The 22,007-nt window shown below is 28.1% G+C and carries 11 protein-coding genes, 1 pseudogene and 1 CRISPR repeat array (1 of these 13 cut by a window edge); of the genes and pseudogenes, 9 read left to right on the top strand and 3 right to left on the bottom strand.

What is annotated here, in order from left to right; translation table 11 throughout:
* Positions 1–5,215: a CRISPR direct-repeat array (repeat unit 31 nt; unit sequence ATTTCTAATCTAACCATACTGGAATGTAAAT) (it extends 2,783 nt beyond the left edge of the window).
* 367 nt (positions 5,216–5,582) lie between these two features.
* From KQ44_RS12025 to KQ44_RS12010, 5 genes are all read left to right on the top strand, one after another.
* A complete protein-coding gene (locus KQ44_RS12025) occupies positions 5,583–6,767 on the top strand; it encodes a cyclic nucleotide-binding domain-containing protein (RefSeq protein WP_096737611.1) in 1,185 nt (394 codons plus the stop codon).
* Positions 6,764–7,273, top strand: coding sequence for a cyclic nucleotide-binding domain-containing protein (locus KQ44_RS15220; protein WP_240516630.1), 510 nt, complete (start codon positions 6,764–6,766; stop codon positions 7,271–7,273). The genes KQ44_RS12025 and KQ44_RS15220 overlap by 4 nt, the downstream gene beginning before the upstream one ends.
* 23 nt (positions 7,274–7,296) lie before the next feature.
* Complete coding sequence (locus KQ44_RS15215; protein ID WP_240516629.1) at positions 7,297–7,929, top strand: cyclic nucleotide-binding domain-containing protein; 633 nt, start codon at positions 7,297–7,299, stop codon at positions 7,927–7,929.
* Between the two features lie 269 nt (positions 7,930–8,198).
* The gene (locus KQ44_RS12015) at positions 8,199–10,973 is read left to right on the top strand and encodes a TreP protein (protein ID WP_096737610.1); all 2,775 of its coding nucleotides are present in this window, start codon (positions 8,199–8,201) and stop codon (positions 10,971–10,973) included.
* A gap of 293 nt (positions 10,974–11,266) precedes the next feature.
* Complete coding sequence (locus tag KQ44_RS12010) at positions 11,267–12,382, top strand: cell surface protein (RefSeq protein ID WP_096737609.1); 1,116 nt, start codon at positions 11,267–11,269, stop codon at positions 12,380–12,382.
* 505 nt (positions 12,383–12,887) lie between these two features.
* Here the strand turns inward: KQ44_RS12010 and KQ44_RS14335 are convergent.
* The 3 genes from KQ44_RS14335 to KQ44_RS12000 all read right to left on the bottom strand — a co-directional run bounded on the left by KQ44_RS14335 (position 12,888) and on the right by KQ44_RS12000 (position 17,386).
* Positions 12,888–12,983 carry a MetS family NSS transporter small subunit gene (locus tag KQ44_RS14335; RefSeq protein WP_013114021.1) on the bottom strand — a complete coding sequence of 32 codons (96 nt, stop codon included), beginning with the start codon at positions 12,981–12,983 and terminating at the stop codon, positions 12,888–12,890.
* A gap of 23 nt (positions 12,984–13,006) precedes the next feature.
* Complete coding sequence (locus KQ44_RS12005; RefSeq protein ID WP_096737608.1) at positions 13,007–14,512, bottom strand: sodium-dependent transporter; 1,506 nt, start codon at positions 14,510–14,512, stop codon at positions 13,007–13,009.
* A 1,023-nt stretch (positions 14,513–15,535) separates the two neighbouring features.
* Positions 15,536–17,386, bottom strand: a complete 1,851-nt coding sequence (locus KQ44_RS12000; RefSeq protein WP_096737607.1) for a methyl-accepting chemotaxis protein — start codon at positions 17,384–17,386, stop codon at positions 15,536–15,538.
* Between the two features lie 202 nt (positions 17,387–17,588).
* Between KQ44_RS12000 and KQ44_RS11995 the strand changes: the two genes are divergently transcribed.
* From KQ44_RS11995 to KQ44_RS11980, 4 genes and pseudogenes are all read left to right on the top strand, one after another.
* Entirely contained in the window at positions 17,589–18,581 is a 993-nt protein-coding gene (locus KQ44_RS11995; protein WP_096737606.1) for a hypothetical protein, read from the top strand.
* A complete protein-coding gene (locus KQ44_RS11990) occupies positions 18,574–19,869 on the top strand; it encodes a replication-associated recombination protein A (RefSeq protein ID WP_096737605.1) in 1,296 nt (431 codons plus the stop codon). The genes KQ44_RS11995 and KQ44_RS11990 overlap by 8 nt, the downstream gene beginning before the upstream one ends.
* Positions 19,870–20,087: 218 nt before the next feature.
* The gene (gene serS / locus KQ44_RS11985) at positions 20,088–21,368 is read left to right on the top strand and encodes a serine--tRNA ligase (protein WP_096737604.1); all 1,281 of its coding nucleotides are present in this window, start codon (positions 20,088–20,090) and stop codon (positions 21,366–21,368) included.
* 308 nt (positions 21,369–21,676) lie between these two features.
* Positions 21,677–21,943, top strand: a pseudogene (locus KQ44_RS11980) (PD-(D/E)XK nuclease family transposase); the annotation flags it as partial.
* Between the last annotated feature and the right edge of the window lie 64 nt (positions 21,944–22,007).

Here is a 22,007-nt window from a genome sequence, read left to right as displayed (position 1 = left end):
ATTATACTTTTTGTTTTAATGAAGATTTCTAATCTAACCATACTGGAATGTAAATTTTACATTATATACCTTTAACAAAATACAAGATGTAATTTCTAATCTAACCATACTGGAATGTAAATTTACAAAAATTAATGAATGCTTATACTGATTACTTAATTTCTAATCTAACCATACTGGAATGTAAATCAAAAACAATCTAGTATATACATATTTTCTTTACAATTTCTAATCTAACCATACTGGAATGTAAATCTAAAATCATTATTATTTTTCCTTGCTGATTTATTTATTTCTAATCTAACCATACTGGAATGTAAATAGATTTTGTATTAAATATATTTCAACTATATTATTAATTTCTAATCTAACCATACTGGAATGTAAATGACGGTGTATTGAGTACAATATATAAGTCTAAAGGATTTCTAATCTAACCATACTGGAATGTAAATAACTATAACAGATAAATATTTAGCAATGCTTATTGAATTTCTAATCTAACCATACTGGAATGTAAATTAAACTAGATAGACAATTTGATAGAGAATTAATTTAATTTCTAATCTAACCATACTGGAATGTAAATGCATCTATTAGATATATATTACCATTATTGATTTTATATTTCTAATCTAACCATACTGGAATGTAAATACTTATAATAGTGTAGTACCTAAAGAATGGTTGTTAAATTTCTAATCTAACCATACTGGAATGTAAATTACCTTTTTGTCTTGAAGTAAAACCACTCGTAAAATATTTCTAATCTAACCATACTGGAATGTAAATATGTATCAATTTATGAGAGAAGATTATAACGACGTAATTTCTAATCTAACCATACTGGAATGTAAATTTATAGTACATACATGATTAATCAAGTATTAGAAGCATTTCTAATCTAACCATACTGGAATGTAAATATTTTAGTAGGGCGTTCGTTCGGTACTTATAAAAGATTTCTAATCTAACCATACTGGAATGTAAATAAATATGATAATAGATTAGAACTGTCTTCAGTATCTATTTCTAATCTAACCATACTGGAATGTAAATGCTAGTGAAAGTGATTTAGGTGGTGGTGCATAATGCATTTCTAATCTAACCATACTGGAATGTAAATCTTTATATTTTTTATTAAATAATCTATCATATCTTATTTCTAATCTAACCATACTGGAATGTAAATTATTATTATTTAATCTAGTTATAAGCTCGTTAAAATATTTCTAATCTAACCATACTGGAATGTAAATTAGTATCATAATCATGATTACAAGCTAATTCCATATTTCTAATCTAACCATACTGGAATGTAAATGTTCTTACATAAAGACTTTAATCTTTTTAGTCTTTTATTTCTAATCTAACCATACTGGAATGTAAATTTTCCTAGAGTTAAAACAGGTGGCAAGCCTTACAAAATTTCTAATCTAACCATACTGGAATGTAAATTATATTGCTAAAACTGAAAATGCTGATGATGAGGTTATTTCTAATCTAACCATACTGGAATGTAAATCTGTAATAATACTCATCGCTTTCTGATATTTCATTAATTTCTAATCTAACCATACTGGAATGTAAATACTGTATTAATAAACTAAGATAACATTGACAGTCATATTTCTAATCTAACCATACTGGAATGTAAATGGCTCGCTTATTAAAGGCATAGGACGTAGTGCTTTAGATTTCTAATCTAACCATACTGGAATGTAAATCGTTTTTATTATATGTACTAGTTATCATTGCTAACCTATTTCTAATCTAACCATACTGGAATGTAAATTCGTATGACAAGAGAAAAAGAGGGCGGGCAATTTGAATTTCTAATCTAACCATACTGGAATGTAAATATTTTTTAAGACGTGCTTATTATTTTATCTACAACGATTTCTAATCTAACCATACTGGAATGTAAATTTTAGGGGATATAGCATGACAAAAAAAATAATAAAAATTTCTAATCTAACCATACTGGAATGTAAATAGTAATAATTTACAACCGCCGTTATATGCTTTATAATTTCTAATCTAACCATACTGGAATGTAAATGAAGGTGTACAAGGTATCAAACAAGCTAAATGTGAATTTCTAATCTAACCATACTGGAATGTAAATCATCAGGAATTAGAAAAATTATTAAAGTCTATTATTATTTCTAATCTAACCATACTGGAATGTAAATTTGCTATCATATGATAAAAGTATGCTATCTATTGTATATTTCTAATCTAACCATACTGGAATGTAAATATATTCATTGACTTTTTAGCTTCTATTTCCAGTTTTATTTCTAATCTAACCATACTGGAATGTAAATAGACCTTGAGACATAACACGAAAAGGTCGCTCGCGAATTTCTAATCTAACCATACTGGAATGTAAATTGTAATATAAGTTTTGGGACTTCAATTTTATATGCATTTCTAATCTAACCATACTGGAATGTAAATTTTTTAAGAGAGACTATTTTATTGTCTTTTATCCAGATTTCTAATCTAACCATACTGGAATGTAAATTTTATTCCTCCTCATTTATAACATCATCTATATATATTTCTAATCTAACCATACTGGAATGTAAATGCTATTGCAATAAACCCAGCTGCAATTCCTGCAACTGATTTCTAATCTAACCATACTGGAATGTAAATTCAACCCAGGTGTGCTCACAAGAGGAAGAGGACGCAATTTCTAATCTAACCATACTGGAATGTAAATAGTCGTCTTTTATGGAAAGATTGGGAAAAGTTTATTATTTCTAATCTAACCATACTGGAATGTAAATTAATTCTTTATAAATATTATATCCTTTGCTATCATAATTTCTAATCTAACCATACTGGAATGTAAATAATTTTTTTATATCAGGGCTGTAGTCCATATAAAAAATTTCTAATCTAACCATACTGGAATGTAAATACAAGAGCTGTGGCAACGATCTGAACTATTTCAGATAATTTCTAATCTAACCATACTGGAATGTAAATTGAATAGGTATACTAGGACTAGTTCCTTTTTGCCTGATTTCTAATCTAACCATACTGGAATGTAAATGAAGATTATAAAATTAGATGTAAAGTATGTAGTTGTATTTCTAATCTAACCATACTGGAATGTAAATATGTTAACTTGATTTTAATATCGGCGATTGACACTGATTTCTAATCTAACCATACTGGAATGTAAATATACTTCAATTAAACTTGTATAATTTCTTTCAGTTCATTTCTAATCTAACCATACTGGAATGTAAATTTTAGTACAGCTTTATCATCTATTTTTTTTATCACATTTCTAATCTAACCATACTGGAATGTAAATTGTTATTACAGTAACGGTTTTTTAGCAAAAAAGTTTATTTCTAATCTAACCATACTGGAATGTAAATCTTAATCTTATTATAAATCAAATAAATATATTGTCAATTTCTAATCTAACCATACTGGAATGTAAATATAATTTATTTAAACATTTTAAGTCTTTACAAGTCCATTTCTAATCTAACCATACTGGAATGTAAATCCATATTTTTAATCCTTCAAATAATTATTTAAACGAATTTCTAATCTAACCATACTGGAATGTAAATACTAGCATTTCTTCTGCTCAACAATCTCTCAACATAATTTCTAATCTAACCATACTGGAATGTAAATTAAGTATAACCCCTTTATTTTTTTATATATATAAGAATTTCTAATCTAACCATACTGGAATGTAAATGTTATTGTTTGATATACAGTGTCTTTTTTTAAATCTATTTCTAATCTAACCATACTGGAATGTAAATATACCTAAAGAAACGAGACGAAAAGGTGCTTCTCGTTATTTCTAATCTAACCATACTGGAATGTAAATTGCGGTCGTTGTTACGCTTGTCGTACGCGTTTATCTATTTCTAATCTAACCATACTGGAATGTAAATATTGTTCTTAATGTCGAGTTTTTAACGAGTATTCCTCATTTCTAATCTAACCATACTGGAATGTAAATATTGTTCTTAATGTCGAGTTTTTAACGAGTATTCCTCATTTCTAATCTAACCATACTGGAATGTAAATTTGGTAAAGTTCTTTTTATAAAAGTCTATTTGACTAATTTCTAATCTAACCATACTGGAATGTAAATTTAGCAACACAGCCGACTGATGACTTTGAGTTTGAAAATTTCTAATCTAACCATACTGGAATGTAAATCTGTAAATGTAGGGAATAGAACAGCAGGATCAAAAATTTCTAATCTAACCATACTGGAATGTAAATTTGCTTCTAATACTTGATTAATCATGTATGTACTATAATTTCTAATCTAACCATACTGGAATGTAAATATTGTGTATTAAAAGATTTTTCTACAATTTGATTTTGATTTCTAATCTAACCATACTGGAATGTAAATATTTTTTTATTGATATTAGCGACCTCTTTTTCGGCTTATTTCTAATCTAACCATACTGGAATGTAAATATATATAATATATTCATTCTATACTCCTTAAATTGATTTCTAATCTAACCATACTGGAATGTAAATTTTGTTAATTGATATTATTAGAAAACTCAAATTAAATATTTCTAATCTAACCATACTGGAATGTAAATTGCTCTTTGGCCTGCTTCATTTATCCAAGGATATTTATTTCTAATCTAACCATACTGGAATGTAAATCTTCATAACGTTATATACACTCATCATATATGCTCCATTTCTAATCTAACCATACTGGAATGTAAATTTAGTCCAAACACGTCGTTATAATCTTCTCTCATAAATTTCTAATCTAACCATACTGGAATGTAAATTCGTTTGACAAGGGGGAACGAGGGCGGGCAATTTGAATTTCTAATCTAACCATACTGGAATGTAAATGTCTATATATATCCTTGGTATTTTCGCTTTAAATACATTTCTAATCTAACCATACTGGAATGTAAATGCTGACTTCAAGAGACAAGCATACGGATGGATAAGATTTCTAATCTAACCATACTGGAATGTAAATGCATACAACTTATTTTTACTAAAAATATTTATTCTTATTTCTAATCTAACCATACTGGAATGTAAATAGACAATGTATATGTTTTACATTTTTACTTTTAGCAATTTCTAATCTAACCATACTGGAATGTAAATGTTAATACATTACAAACGACATGTCCTGCTGACTTCATTTCTAATCTAACCATACTGGAATGTAAATTTAAAATTACAAGAAGAACTAAAAAAATATGATATAGTTACTATTATAAACATAATATAATATTTATAATTAATAAATACATAATATATACTGCTCTTAAAAATCACATTAATTTTTTATATTGACATAATAAAACAAATATATTATAATACAGCCGTAATTATAATTTATGGTATAGAAATGATCGTGTTATCCGTTATCCGTTATCCGTTATCCGTTATCCGTTATCCGTTATCCGTTATCCGTTATCCGTTATCCGTTATCCGTTATCCGTTATCCGTTATCTATCTATCTATGATACTGTTACTGTAACATCATTTTTAAAAAAATACAATATATTATTATTATTATTAAGGGGTCTGTAAATATGATGATAAATTATAATAAAATTAATTTCAAAAAATCATCAACACTATTCATATCTGGACAATATCCAGACGGAAAATTTTACATTATAAACAAAGGCAAAGTAATATTTGAAAGTTATTTTGCTGATAATTTCAAATACGAGCATAAAAAAGGTGATATAATAGGAATAGTAAGTGCTGTTATGGATGAGCCATATTTCTCAACTTCTAAAGTAATAGAAGATACTGAAGTAATAGAAATAGATGTAAGAGAAATAGAAAAAATAGACAATGTAGAATTAATGAATAAAATATATAAACATCTAATAAATACAATGGAAGTTTGGATAAAAAAATATTATTATTTTTTATCCAAGTATTCAAAAGTTGATTCAACAGTAAAATTAAATATTATTGATGTATTCAAAGCATATAAAGATAAAGGATTTTCAGATGCTGCTTTAAAAATATATAAAAATAATACAAATAAAATAAACACAAAAGAAATAAAAACTATAACATCAAAAATAGAACCTATAGAAAGTCCGCAGGAAATAACAAAAGGAGTTTTTAATTTTAAAAAAGGAAGCTGTATATTTGAAGAGACAAGCCAAAACAATTATATATATATGATAAAATCAGGAGTTGTTGGAGTATATAGTTATTTTAATCACAAACCAATAACGAGAATGATATATTCTGATAATGATATTTTCGGATATAAAGATTTATTAGGTAAAAAAATAATAGCGACTACAGCAATTGCAATAGAAGATTCTATTATAAAAGTAATGGATAAAAAAGAATTTGAAAGTATGATAATTGAAGACAAAGCGGTGAGAGTTTATTTAATAAAAATGATGTCGGCAAGGGTATACAATACAATCGCAAGAATTAAAGCTGTTAATATTAATAATGTAATACTAAAAATTTTAACTGTAATAGAAGGATTGATAAAATTAGAATTAATGTTTAAAAGAACAAACTATATATCATTATTTCATACCATAGATGATATATTAAGTATGGTATTTATAGATTACACTGACTATGTTGAAAGAGAAATAAAGAGAATAAAAAGCATAAAAATTACGAATGAAAAAAATGTTGTAATAAGTAATATTAATAGCTTTTTCAAGGAATATGAAATATATCTTAAAAGAAACTCTGATAAAATGAATGAAGATTTTGGAGATGAAATATGATAAAGTATAATAAAATAGAATTTAAAAAATCATCTATAATATTTATATATGGAGAAAATGCTAAAAATTGTTTTTATATAATATCGAAAGGGAGTGCTGTTTCATATAATTATTTTTCAGAAAACTATAATATATATCATAAAAGAGGACATATTATAGGTTTGATTAATGCTGCTATAAATATACCATACTTTGAAACCGTAAAAGCAGAAGAAGATACGGAAGTTATGGAAATTAATATAAATGAGTTAGACAAGATAACAAATACTAATTTAATAAAAAAAATATATGATCATTTGACAAATGTAATGGAAATACGCTTAAACCAATATTTCTACGTTTTCAGCAAAGAAAAAAATATACCATTAAAAAAAGAAAGCAATATATTAAAAATCGCAGAAATATATAAAAATAACGGATATGATGATGCCGCTTATAAAATGTACAATAAATATATAGAATTAAATGGGCAGAGTGAAGAAATAAAAAAATCATCTCTAGAATAAAACCATCTAATACAGCAAGTTTAGTGATAGATGGTATATATAAACTAGAAAAAGGAACTTGTATATTCACAGAATTAGAAAGCTCAGATAAACTCTACATAATATTGTCAGGTAAAGTAGGAATATATACTATGTTCAATTCCAAAATCATTACTAGAACAATATATACAGATAATGGAATAATCAATGGATACAATTCGCTAGAAAATAATAAAATACTTCTTACAACTGCAGTAACTCTTGAAGATAGTATAATAAAAATATTTGATAAAAATGATATGCTAGAACTTGTAAAAACAGATAGAGAATTAAGGGTACACTATATTAAATTTCTTTCTATGAGAATATATAATATTATGCAGGCTATAAATACTTTCAGTGTAAATAATATAGTAGGAAAAGTACTGCTAATTTTGGAAAGTTATATAAAAATGGAGACACTTTTTAAAGAAACTAATACAATAAATTTAAAATATAATATTTATGATATATTAAGCACTATAGGGGTAGAAGAAACAGAATATTCTTTAAGAGAAATAAAAAAAATAAAAAGCATAGATATAGATAAGAACGGAAATATAATATTTCCAGATATAAAGAAATTCATGAGGGAATATAAAAAGTATAAAAATAGAAACTCAAGTAAAACTGAATGATAAATTAAAAAAATAATTGTGTTTGATTGCTGAATATTTTATTTATGCTTTACATTATTTCTAAATAAAATCTATATGAGAATATAATTAATAAAATATATTTTATTAACATATATGATTTTTAAAAAATTAAAATTTTAATATATGTATATTATTCATTAATAGAAAATAAATAATAAAAAATACATAAATGAACAACATATCATTTAGTTTATACTTTACGCACTGGAAAAAAACAAAAATTATAATATACTATTATTTAATTATTTATGAAAAAGTATATTTTATTTCTTGCCTTAATATTTACTATAAACCTGAATCTATACACGCAGGTTTTTAAACCATTTAGAAAGTTATATAGCATACAAACAGAAAAGTTTGAAATTATTTTTCCTATAGAGTCCAGAAGAACTGCTGAAAACCTTGCCAAAGTCGCTGATGATATATACGAAAAATACTCTAAAATTTTAAATAGCACAGTAAGAGGAAAAATTCCAATAACCATAACACCTGATTTTAATATGTTTAATTCGGCAGCAATGATAATACCTAATTCAAGCCTTATACTTTATGATACCAATTTGGACGAAAATTTCACTAGTTTCAGCAATAACTTTGAAACAGTATTTATACATGAACTCACTCATTTACTAACGATGGCATCAGAAAATACTGGGCTTGCTACAAAAGTTATGGGGAACTGGGCTTCTTTTGTGCATATCAACGCAATGCCTTTTATGATAGAGGGTGCTCCTGTAAGTATGGAAAGTTATACAGGTTTCGGGCGTGCTAATGATCCGCTTGTTAAAGAAAGGTTAAGACAGGATATTTTTGAAGGAAATTTTAGAACACCTATTCAAGCCTCTTATGTATGGACAAAAATGCCGTACGGGAATGTATATTATGAATATGGAGGACTATTCTCAAAATATTTACAAGACAGATTCGGAATGGAAAAGTATAATGAGTTTTGGAATAGAATGCAGACAAGACTTCATTTTTCATTTTTGGTTTATAATTCTGGAGTTTACGGAGCTTTTAAAAAAGTATATGGAATAAAATTTACTGAAATATGGTCAGACTTTCAAAACTATTTGGTACTTACAAATATTAATCCAAGCGAAGAATTAAGAGTAAATGATAAAGAAACTTTTATTAATGATATTTCCTCATACAATGACACTTTATACTATATAGACGGAGATATTGGGGCATTGTATTCATATAAAGAAAAGAGAAATAATGAAAATAATAAAAAAGATTTGAAATTAGAGTTTTTAATAGATAGAAGCTCTGAAAGTTTGGATATATCAAAAGACGGAAGTAATGCACTGATAGTATCATATATGTTTAATGGAGGACTTTATAAATACATTGTAAAAGAATATGATTTAAATAAAAAAAGAAGAACAAAAAGAAAATGGTTTGACCTGCAGTATGCAAGATATTTTAGAAATGGAATTGTAGGAATATCAAAAGATTTGCATAATTCTGTTTTAGTATATATTAATGAGAATAATGAAAAAGAAATTTTATTACAAGCCAATGATAATTTTGGATACAGTTCTCCAGCAGTTATTGATGATAATAATATAGCATTGATAGTTACAGATAACGGAATAAAACATATAGCAATATTTAATTATAATAACAAAACATTAAAATATATAGATACAAAAGATAACACTCTTAATTATGTACGTTATTTAAAATACTCAAATAATAAACTTATTTTTTCATACAATAATAATGACAGATTTTATAAACTAGGTGAAATTGATTTAAATAATAATAGTATGAAGCTATACACAAAAGACTATTCTGGAGGAGTATTTTCTGCTGTATATGCTGGAGAAAGTATTTATTATAAAGGCAGATTTTCAGAGTTTGACATGCTTATGAAATATACAGACAATTCATCTATAATAAAAAACTTCACATATAATGATAAAACGATTAATAAATATGAGTTTACTCCTCAAATGGAGCTTAGCAATTACAATGCTTTTAAATATTTTAAGCCTTGGAGCATGTGGGTGCCTCTTCCTCAAATCAATGAAACTTTCCCTTTTCTTGTAAACGGACTTGGAATATTATCTGTGGTCTCTTCACCTTCTGCGAATAATTTGGCATTAATATGGCTTGGGTACGATATACCTTCTAATTTTCTGCAAACTGAACTCACTGTTACTTCTTTTAGTATGCTCTATCCTTTATACTTTGGTTTTAAAAGCGATGTAGTATATTCTACATACAATTATTGGAGATTAAATACATACCTTGCTATGCAGTTTTTGATTAATACAGAAAGCGATAAAGTGCATTTCTTATTAGAGCCTTCAATATCTGGTGCTTTATTTTCAGAATTTGTAAATCCTCAAACTAATACATCATCAGCATTTACTTGGAAATATTCTTCGTATACTTTTAATATTTCTCTCAAAGCCTCAATGATATTTAGAGTACAAACCGATAAGCCATACAGAGATGATCTAGTTGATATAACTATATACCCCACATATTCCATAAGATATAATAAATTTGCTATAGACTTCAGTACAAAGTTTCAAACAAGATATGTTCCTATAAGAGCAAGTTTTTATGGTTCTTATGCCTTCGGCACAAATACTGCATTTGACGGCTCTTCTACAGTATTTGGAGCTAGAGAAGTAAAAGCCCCAGAAGAGTTTTATGCATACGTACAAAATAAAAAATATAAAAGCAGTCTTCTTTTGGGTGGCGATTTTGAACTATTAGGATATTTGGATTCCAAGTTTAATTTAAGCCATATATATTTTGATAATTTCTTTGCCTCGCTTTCATATAGATATACATATTATGCAAGCGAATATATGCATTCTATTGCTGTAAAAGCAGGATTTGATGCAAGTATCCCTGTATCAGGATATCAGAATATAGTTACAGGAGAGCCTTATTTACTTTTAGCTTTAAGACTTCCTACAAGTATTGATAAAAGTGTAATTCAAAACTATCCAACTTTAAATGATATATATGTGGGTTTTGGTTTTCAAATGTCTTGGTAAAATCATATTACATAGTTTTGCAATAATAGTCCTAAATAGTACTAAAATACATAACCGTACTATACTATAAACCATTAGAAAACAGTAATGCAATTTTATAAATTTATATTTTTTGTATGTAATTATCTAATTGATGGAATATTTTTTTTATAATTTTTATTTAAAATATTGACTTTTTATAAAAATTATGTAGACTAATTAGTAGAGGATCTTTATGGTGTCTATTGAGTTACTTAAGCAATCTCTCAGTAGGCACTGTCAAAAGACTATAAAAATATTTAGGAGAATCAAAAATGAAAAAGGTTTTATTAACCGCTATGGCTCTTTTAACCATAGCAAGTACCTCAGTGTTTGGTATGTACGGTGTAGACGGCAATGACTGGATTAACTTCCTTGTGCATGGCAATCAGTTCAGAGCAAGAATGGATCAGTTAGGTTTTACACTTGGCAATGACACTATTAAAGGTACATTAGGTTTCAAAGCTGACGGCGGCTGGATGGGTCAAATTCTTTCTGGAAATAACAGCGATATTCAATTAGATGCTACATTATCAGCAGGTATAGGATACACTTCTGATATGTTTGGTATTGGTGTGGGATACAACTTTACTTACATAGATAAATATTTACAGGTACATACTCCTACATTAGTATTTAATGCTTTAAATGACAACTTGAGAGTAGCAATACCTATACAGGTTGCAGTAACAGATAACGACCATGGTCTTGGTACTAAATTTACTGGTGTAGGTTTTAATCAGATAGAATTAAGATATTATACTGGAATAGATGCATTTAATTTAATAAGGGTAGATTTCAATTATAAAAACGGTACTTGGGAAAATGCTTTAAACAGTAAAAGTATTTATGAAGTATTTGGTATGCAGTTAAGATTATACTTCTTGAATACTCAAGTAGGTAATGTAACTGTTAATCCTTATATCAGAATAGATTATCACCAAGCATTAAGAGGAACAGTATTAAATACTGATTATTTGACAATAGGAGACATGTACAGCGGTCAAAGTGCTTATGCTATAAGTGAAAATACTGCTCAGTCAGATATATATGATGTTAGTCCTTTCTCTTTGTCTATCAAACCTGTATTATCTTTGGCAGCAAGCAGCGATGTAGTGTCTCTTTATTTTGAACCTGCTATAGGTTATAAAGTAACCTCAGAAAAACGAAAAGGTGCATCACAGATAACAACTCATGCATTAACTTGGGCTGCTTATGCTGAAATGTATGTAAGACCTGTTCAAGACTTAGAATGGTACTTTGAGATGGATGTTAATGGTAATGTAACTGGTAAAACTGGTGCTGTTGCTAATCAGGATCTTTCTCCAGTATTATTTGAAACTACTACTGGTATTACTTGGTATCTTCCTTCCTTCGGTGCAAATGAGTAATTTTGCTAATTCATAAAGGTTTTATTTGGGGGCTTAAACTTTGACAGTTTAGGCCTCTTTTTTATATATTTGTATGCATATCTATGAATTAAAAATTATTTCATTAAAGAGAAATTCCATTAATATTAGCTCCTTCATTATTAAAATCATTGTAATTTGTTTATGAATTAACATAGTTTTGAAATTTAAAACTTCATCATTAAAAAATATATCATTTCTAGATTTATCCTCTGCTTAAAAACTTTATTTAAAGTTGTTGATAATATATTTTACAGAAATATAGAAATTGAGAAAATAAAATTGTTTTAGTACACAATTAAAATTTTGAGTTTATAGTTTTTTTATTCAACTTCTTCCTGCCTTTGTTAATGTTGTACAATACTCATAACTTTATATAGTTCAAAAGAAGCAGTCTTTTATAAGATTTATTTAAGATTTATTTGTTTCATATAAAAAGGCATAGACTAATAAGTCTATGCCTTTATCAAATATTAATTTTTGTATATTACATTTTTCTTAAAGCTATACTAAGAAAGAAAGCAAAACCTCCCCATATAGCTAGCAAACTAAGCCCCATAAATATAGCAGAATCTATTCCCATAATTTTATCTCCTTTATTTAGTTTTATTTAGATTGATGAGTTATATTAGGCTGTCTGTCTTTAAACTTAGCAAATAATATACCCACTATAAATGCTATAACAGGCATAGACCAGCCCAAAGCAACTAAAGCCCAAGTAGGATAACCGCCATAAGGAGTTTTGAAATCATTAATTAATTTTAATGAAAGCATCACAGCTAAAAATATAGGAGTTAAAAACTTTAAGCAGAAATCCCACCAAACACCAACTTTAAACTCACTTACAGTGTTGATAGTTTCTTTAAATGAACCAAGTTTATATACCCAAGCAACTAATATAATCTCTATAAGTCCGCTTACTACAATATTATAATTGTTTACAAAGGCGTCCACTATATCAAGTATAGAAAGTCCGCTTCCAGTAGCATATACCATAGATATAGCACCTTGTATTACTATAATAATAATACTTACTTTTTTTCTGTTGAAATGGAATTTATCTATAAATGAAGATATTACCACCTCAGCAAGAGAAATAGCAGAAGTAAGACCAGCAAATGCAAGAACCAAGAAAAATACTAATCCAAATACTCCGTTTAACCCCGGAAGAGAGTTAATAGCTTCTGGAAATACCATAAATGCCAAACCTATACCGCCGCTTCCAGCTACTTCAGCAACCTCTTTTCCTTGAGAATGTGCCATATAACCTATTATACTAAATACTGTAATACCTGCAAATAAACTGAAACTAGTATCAGCAAAACCTGTCATAAATGCATTATTTGCTATATCAGAATCATCTGGAAGATAGCTTGAATATGTAATCATTATACCAAAAGCAACAGACATACTATAAAATACTTGTCCATAAGCATCTATCCAAATCTTAGGATTAGTAAGTTTAGAGAAATCAGGTTTGAACATATAATCAAGACCTGCCAAAGCACCAGGTAAAGTTATACCTCTAATGAGAATAATTACAACTAAAACAGCTAATAAAGGCATAAATATTTTATTAGCTTTTTCTATACCATCTTTAACACCGCCTATAACAGAAATAAGTATTATAACCCAAACAATAACAAGAGGTATTGCAACACCAATATTAAAATTACTTAATGAAAAACCGCTTTGAAGTTTTAAATATTCATTTGTAAAAAATCCAACTGTATCAGTTCCCCATTTTAATCCCTGAATAGAAAAAAGTCCATATGATAATGACCAAGCAATAATAACAGAATAATAAACAACTATTGCAAAACATGTAAATACCTGAAGCCAGCCTAACCATTCCCAAGACGGATTAAGTGCCTTCAAAGCACCAGGAGCACTTTTATGAGTTTTGTGTCCTATAGAAAACTCTAATATCATTATAGGTATACCAGCTGTGAGCATAGCTATAAGAAAAACTATCATAAAAGCTCCGCCGCCATTAGATGCAACCATATACGGGAAACGCCATATATTACCCAAACCAACAGCAGAACCTATTGCAGCAAGTATAAAACCTGCTCTTGTTCCCCATTGTCCTCTGTGATGATGATGACTCATCTTTTTTTCTCTCCTTTATTTTTTTCATTATATATACTAAATTTATATAATATATGAAAACACTTTAAATATCAATACTTTGTATAGAATTTTTTTATTTTGTTTTTCACATAAAAATAGATAATATAAATATATCTTTGTTTTATATGGCATAATATTGTTCTTTGTATTTCTTGCTTAAAAAATTATCATTTATAGTCTTGTTATGTGTGTGAGGTAATTAGATTGTAAATAAAAGCTGTATAATATTTTTTCTTCAGCACTGCTTATAAATTTCTTAAAAAGATATATCTATAAAATTTATAATTAAAAATAATTTATGAAATAAAATTATATATTTTTGGCTTATTATGCATAAAAAATTTGTTTAACTAATATTTAATAATTTGGGAATATATACCTAAACAACTATAATTTGTCAAAAATAAAATTATATTTTCTTTTTAATATCTGGGGCTTTTCTGCGAATCACACAGTTGTGCCAGACCACACTTCTGCCTATGGCGTGCAGCAAAAAGGCTATATATTATCTAAATTCAGTAATTTATCATACATGTAATACTTAATTAATACGATTTGATAATAATTTCAATACTTGCACTTTCGCGAAGCGTATCCGAGCTTGTCGAGGATATAAGGTTATTTTGGCAAATCCCGCAGAGCGAAGGCAGGAAAAAGAACAACAAAAAATTGACAAACTTAAAGAATTTTCAGTATATCTAATAATATAGTAAGTGAAGTAGAAGAAAAATAGCCTTATAATATAATTAAGGCGGTTAATAATATCATGCCTAAAGTAATTAATAAATACGAACGCTTTATATCAAGTGAAGATGATATGGAAGTTTATAATGCTAGAGATTTTATAAATATTATTTAGCGAGAATACTGAACTTAGTATAAAAGAAATAACTATTAACATCCATAGATCAACTTTTTCAGTTTTAAATAAGTATTAATAAAAAAAGAAGGCACATATTATTAAAATATATGCCCACATTTATGAAGATATTTTAAGATATTTTATAGTTTAAAGAAATTCATAGCATCTTGTAACGAATTAGCCTGCACAACCAAATCTTTTGAAGCAGCTTCTGCCTCGCTTACTAACGTATTATTAAGCTGAGTAGCACCATCCATTTCTGAAACAGCCCTATTAACTTGTTCTACTCCAGACTGCTGCTCTACGGCTGCTGAACTTATTCCTCTCATTATATTAGCTGTTTCATCTATTTTAGATTTTAAATCTTTAAATATTTCTTGTGATTGTCTTGCTGTTTCTGTAGCTTTATTTATTTTATCATAGGCATTATCTACCAAATCTGTAATATCTTTTACTGATGACTGAGTAGTTTGTGCTAAGTTTCTAACCTCACTTGCTACTACCGCAAAACCTCTTCCTTGATCTCCAGCTCTTGCTGCCTCCACCGAAGCATTAAGGGCTAATATATTGGTTTGAAATGCAATGTCTTCTATTATTTTAGTAATATTTCTTATTTTTGTACTCGCTTCATAGACTTCTTCTATATTGGAAGTAGTTTGTATAATAATATCTCCTGCTTCATCTATAGAAGATTTTGAAGATATCATCATATCATTACCAGTTAAAGAATATTCAGTAGAAGATTTTATAGTGGAAGCCATCTGTTCCATAGAAGCTGCTGTCTCTTGAAGACTTGCTGCCTGCGATTCCGTTCTTTTAGAAAGCTCCATATTTCCAGCAGCCAATTTTTCAGAAGCATTCATTATACATACAGAGGCATTATTAACTTCTTTAATAGTTTCTACTAATTTGTTTCTCATATTATTAAAACTTTCGGCAAGAAGTCCTATTTCATCTTTTCTAGGCTTAATTTTTCTTTGAGAAGTACTCAAATCACCTCTTTCTATTTTTTGTGCCTCATTTACAACTATAGAAAGCGGCTTGGTTATAGAACGTATAAATATATTAATAAATACAGCTATAGAAGCTATAGTTATTATACCAAATATAATACCGCTTATCACAGCATTTTTATTTTCTGCAAATATTTCTTCTGAAGTCATAGTCATAGAAGTAATCCAAGGAACATATTTCATTTTAGTGTAAGAGCCCATCATTTTATGCTCATTAGCAGTATATGTAACTACACCCTTAGATAAATTATTATCAAATACACTTTTATAAACTGAAGGAGCATCTGTATTAACTTTATTGTAGTCGGTATTCATTACTACTTTCAAATTAGGAGTTATTACATCCAAACCGCCAGTCTTTCCTAATTGTATACCTTCTATATAGTTTTTATAAAATTCTCTCCAGTTAAACACAGTATATAAATATCCTACATCTTTATTGCCGTTTTTTACAGGAGCAGCAAAAATAAAAGATAATTCTCCATTAACCTCGGATGCTGCAAGTTCATTACCATAGCTTACACTGCCGTATCCATATTGTCTATTTTTTAATTTATTCCATATATCAATATTACTGTCTGTGAATTTAGTTCCTATCCATTTTGGATAATCGCTGTCAGCTATTATAATACCATTGTTATCAACTATTCCAACATGTATAGCACAGGCATTTTTTTCTCTGAATGTTTTTAATGTAGCATTTAATCTGTCTGTTGTAGTATAATCTTTGTACTCAAGATATTCTCCTACTATTGGCACAGAGGCATAAGTTTCTAATAGATAAGACTGCGTTCTAAACCAAGCATCGAATACTGATGAATAACCTCTTACTGTTGTTTCAAAACCTTCAAATCTGCTTTTAGATATTCCTTTTCCAGCTATTGTAAGGGAAATTATTAGAAGTATTGTTATTAGTATGGTTGTAACAATACAAAGAATTATAGGCACTTTAAATGCCAGACTATTGAATCTTCTCATTTTTATTTTCACTCCATATACAATCAATAATATTACAGAATGTAATATAATAATTATTTTCATATCGTCAATAATTTTTTGTATTTGTCTTTCCTTATATTAGTTTTTATACTTAAAAAGTCGTTATTAAAAAATTATTAAATCCGAAAATCTAAAATAATATAGAATTTATTAAAATAATTTTTATTTACGGTGCAAAAACATGAATATATTTATAAACGGTAAAGAATTATCAGTAATGCTTGAAAATGAAAAAAATGCTTATGAAATATTAAAACCAATAGAAAGTTGGTGCAATTCTAATGATTTTTTAATAAATAAAGTTAATATAGACGGAAGAGAATTGCAGCCGTACATAGACGAAGAATATGAAACTATAGCTATAGATAATGTTCAGAAAATAGAAGTGGAGGCATTAAGTCATGCAGAATATTCTCTTTATTCTATTATGTCGATTATAGAATATTTGCAGAATGTTTCAAATACGGAAAAAATAAACGAAAAAGATATCCTTGCCTTAAAAGACGGAATGCTTTGGGTACTTGATTCAGTGCCTAGAACTATATTCTTATTTAATATGAGTTTGGAATCATATAATATAATACATATATTAAAAATGCTTGAGGTAAAATTAGAAAGATTAAACAGTATATCAGAGAGTTTAGATAAAGTTAATGAGTTTTTTAATGATGATTTAAAGCCTTTTTTAAATGATAAGATGATTCCTGCTATGGAGCTTGTCGTAGAAGAGGCAAAAATAAACACTATTGCATTATTTGCAAATAATATAACAGAAAGCAATGTTTTATACAAAGTTGGAAGCCTGCCTAAATTCTTACCTCTAATTTTAGATATATTAGATTCTATAGTTAATAAACTTCAGTCTGGAAATGATAAAGAGGCTTTTATATATGCTGAAAAATTTTCAAGAATAGTGAGTTTTTCATTCAGTATACTTTCAAATGCCGCTTCGCTTTATTCTATAGACTATTCTCAAATTTATCTGAACTCCGTATCTCTTTCTGATGCTATCAGTGATTTTAATAATATGATGAATAATGTGCTTGATGCTTTTGCAAATGAGGATTATATATCTATAGCCGATTTGCTTGAGTATGAAATAAAAGATAGAATAGAAAATATTATGAATTATATACCATTAGTAGAGGAATATATTGAAAAACTCAATGTTTGATTTTGAAGAAGATATTAATTCTTTCAAGCCTATGGCTGAGAGAATGCGTCCTCTTTCAATAGAAGAAGTTTTCGGACAGAAGCATATACTCGGCAAAGATAAAACTTTAAGAAAAATGATAGATAATGATAAAATTACTTCTATGGTTTTCTTTGGTCCTCCTGGTGTAGGTAAATCTACAGTTGCCTCAATCATCGCAAAAAAAACTAAAAGCGAATATATCAAACTTAATGCTGTGCTTTCAAATGTTTCTGAAATAAGAGAAGCTATTAAAAAAGCCGAGAAAAATTTAGAAAACAGAAAAAAAACTATCCTTTTTATAGATGAAATACATAGATTTAATAAAAGTCAGCAGGACGCACTTCTTCCAGCTGTAGAAAACGGTTCTGTAATACTTATAGGAAGCACCACTCAAAATCCATACTTTTACCTTAATAATGCACTTCTTTCTCGTATAATGCTTTTTGAGTTTAGAAATCTTGATGATAATGATATAAGAGAAGCTCTCTTAAAAGCCATTACTGATAAAAGAGGTTTAGGCGAAGATGACGTTGCTGTAGAAGATGGGGCTGTCAGTTTAATAGTACGATACTCTCATGGAGATGTAAGAAAGGCTTTTACATATCTTGAGGCCTCGTATCTAGCTACGCAAATAGATGAAACTAAAGAAAAACTCACAATTACAGAAGAAATAGTAAAAGATGTTACAAGCAAGCAGGCTATGACATTTGATGAAGATGAACATTATAATACAATAAGTGCTTTTATAAAAAGTGTAAGGGGAAGCGATCCTAATGCCGCCGTTTACTATTTAGCAAGAATGCTTGAGGCGGGAGAAGACCCTAGATATATAGCAAGGCGTTTATGTATATTAGCTTCAGAAGATATTGGGCTTGCCGAGCCTAATGCTATGAATATTGCTGCCTCTCTTGTAAGTATTATTGATTTTATAGGTATGCCTGAAGGACGCATTCCTTTAGCTGAAGTTACCATATATTTGGCTTTATGTCCTAAATCAAACTCTGCTTATAATGCTATAAATAAGGCTATTAGAGATATAAGAAACGGAGAGCTTTATTCTATACCTAATTATTTAAAAGATAATCACTCGGCGTCATTTGATAAAAAGAGTAATGAAGAATATAAATACCCTCATGAATTTCCTTATCATATAGTAAAGCAGGACTATTTAGAACATGGCATAAAAAAAGAGTATTATGAGCCTGTTGATATAGGCGAAGAACGCGAGCTTAAAAAACGCTATGAGTGGATTATAAAGCATATATAATTTTTTCTGATTAAGTCTTTTAGTATTATGATGTATTAAAAATTTTTAGTTTGTCAATTTTTTATTTAACTTTTATCAAAATAGACTAAAAAAATAAAATATAACTCTATTTTTACTTATTATAATTGTTTAGGCATATTATAAATTTTCTCAAAATACAATTTACTATTTTTAAATAAGTAGTATAATTATATAAATTTTATTTAAGGATTTTTATTATGATAGATGTAAAATTAATAAGAGAAAATATTGAACTAGTAGAAGAGAATTTAAGAAAGAGAAGAAGTAAAGTATCTTTGGATAAGTTAAAATCATTAGAACATGAAAGACTTAATTTATTAAAAGAAGTAGAACAGGACAGATCTAAAAAAAATGAGGCTTCTAAAAAAATCGGCGAATATATGAAAGCAGGAAATAAAGAAGAAGCTGAAAAAATAAAAGAAGAGATGAAAACTTTTACAGAATCCTTAAATAAAAAAGAAGAAAAATTAACAGAACTTGAAGAATCGGTTAATAATGAAATACTTTATCTGCCTAATATGCTTTCAGAAGATGTACCTGAAGGCGATGATGAGAATGCAAATAAAGAGATTATCAGATGGGGAGAGCCTCGTAAATTTGACTTTGAAGTTAAAGATCATGTTGATGTGGCATTAGGTCTTGATATACTTGATATTGAAAGAGCTGTGAGAATGGCTAGAACTCGTTTTTCTCTTATGAAGGGCAAAGGGGCAGCTTTAGAGAGAGCATTGATTAATTTTATGCTAAAAAAACACACTTCTGAGCATGGCTATACAGAGTATGTGCCTCCTATGCTTGTTAATTCAAGAACTATGACTGGTACTGGTCAGCTTCCAAAGTTTGAAGAGGATTTATTTAAAACTACTGATGATCCTGCTTTATACCTAATACCTACTGCTGAAGTTCCGCTTACCAATATATACAGAGAAGAGATTATACCAGAGAATATGCTTCCTATATACGCAACAGCCTATACTCCATGCTTTCGTTCTGAGGCAGGCTCTTACGGACGCGATATGAGGGGACTTATAAGACAGCATCAATTTGATAAAGTGGAGCTTGTAAAGGTATGTGCTGCTGACAAATCTAAAGAAGAGCATGAAAAAATGCTTAAAGATGCTGAAAGTATTTTGCAGGCTTTAGAACTTCCTTATAGAGTTGTAGTACTTTCTTCTGGTGATATAGGTAATGCTGCTTACAAAACTTTTGATATAGAAGTGTGGCTTCCTTCACAAAATACATATAGAGAAATATCAAGCGTGAGCAACTGTTGGGATTATCAGGCAAGACGTATGCAGATGAGAACTAGAAGAAACGGTAAAACAGAATTAGTACATACTTTGAATGGTTCTGGTATTGCTGTTGGAAGAACTTGGATTGCTATACTTGAAAACTATCAGCAGGCAGATGGAAGTGTTATTATACCAGAGGCTTTAAGAGCATTTACTGGTTTTGACAAGATAGAAAAGTCTAATTAATACATCATATAAATAATTTTAGTAAATAAAAAAATAACTAATAAAAAAGTGCATATCTTAAACAAGGTATGCACTTTTTTATTGCATTGTAAGTAACAAATTAGATTAAAAAGTATATATTGGGGCGGGTGGGCGGGGTAATCAGATTTTTAATAAATAGTACATTATATTTTTTATAGAGCATATCTTTTATTAAAAAACTTATTTACTATTTCTTATAAAAAAATTTCTTTTATAGGCTTATTTCGCATAAAAAACTTGTTTAACTAATATTTATTATTATAATTTTGGAGTATAATATAAACAGAATGAACGATTATTTTGTACGCTATCTTTTAGGCTCTGTTGGCAATGAGGATATACTTGATAACATAGTAAATGCCGTACTTGAAGACTTAGGATTTGAAACTGTACACAACTTACAAATAATCAATCCTCACAACTTACCAGAAAATATTAACTTAAAAGAATCCGTACTTGATGTAAAAGCCATTACAAATGACAAGATAAAAGTGATTATAGAGATACAGCTTTCTGGAAATATAGACTTTTTGAAATATACTATTATATATCTAATATATATCTAAGAACATAGTAAGCGAAGTGAAGAAAAAGAGCCTTATGATATAATAAGTGAAG

The organism is Brachyspira sp. G79 (assembly GCF_002379365.1).
Classification (GTDB): domain Bacteria; phylum Spirochaetota; class Brachyspiria; order Brachyspirales; family Brachyspiraceae; genus Brachyspira.
This window is presented reverse-complemented; position numbering and strand designations above follow the sequence as displayed.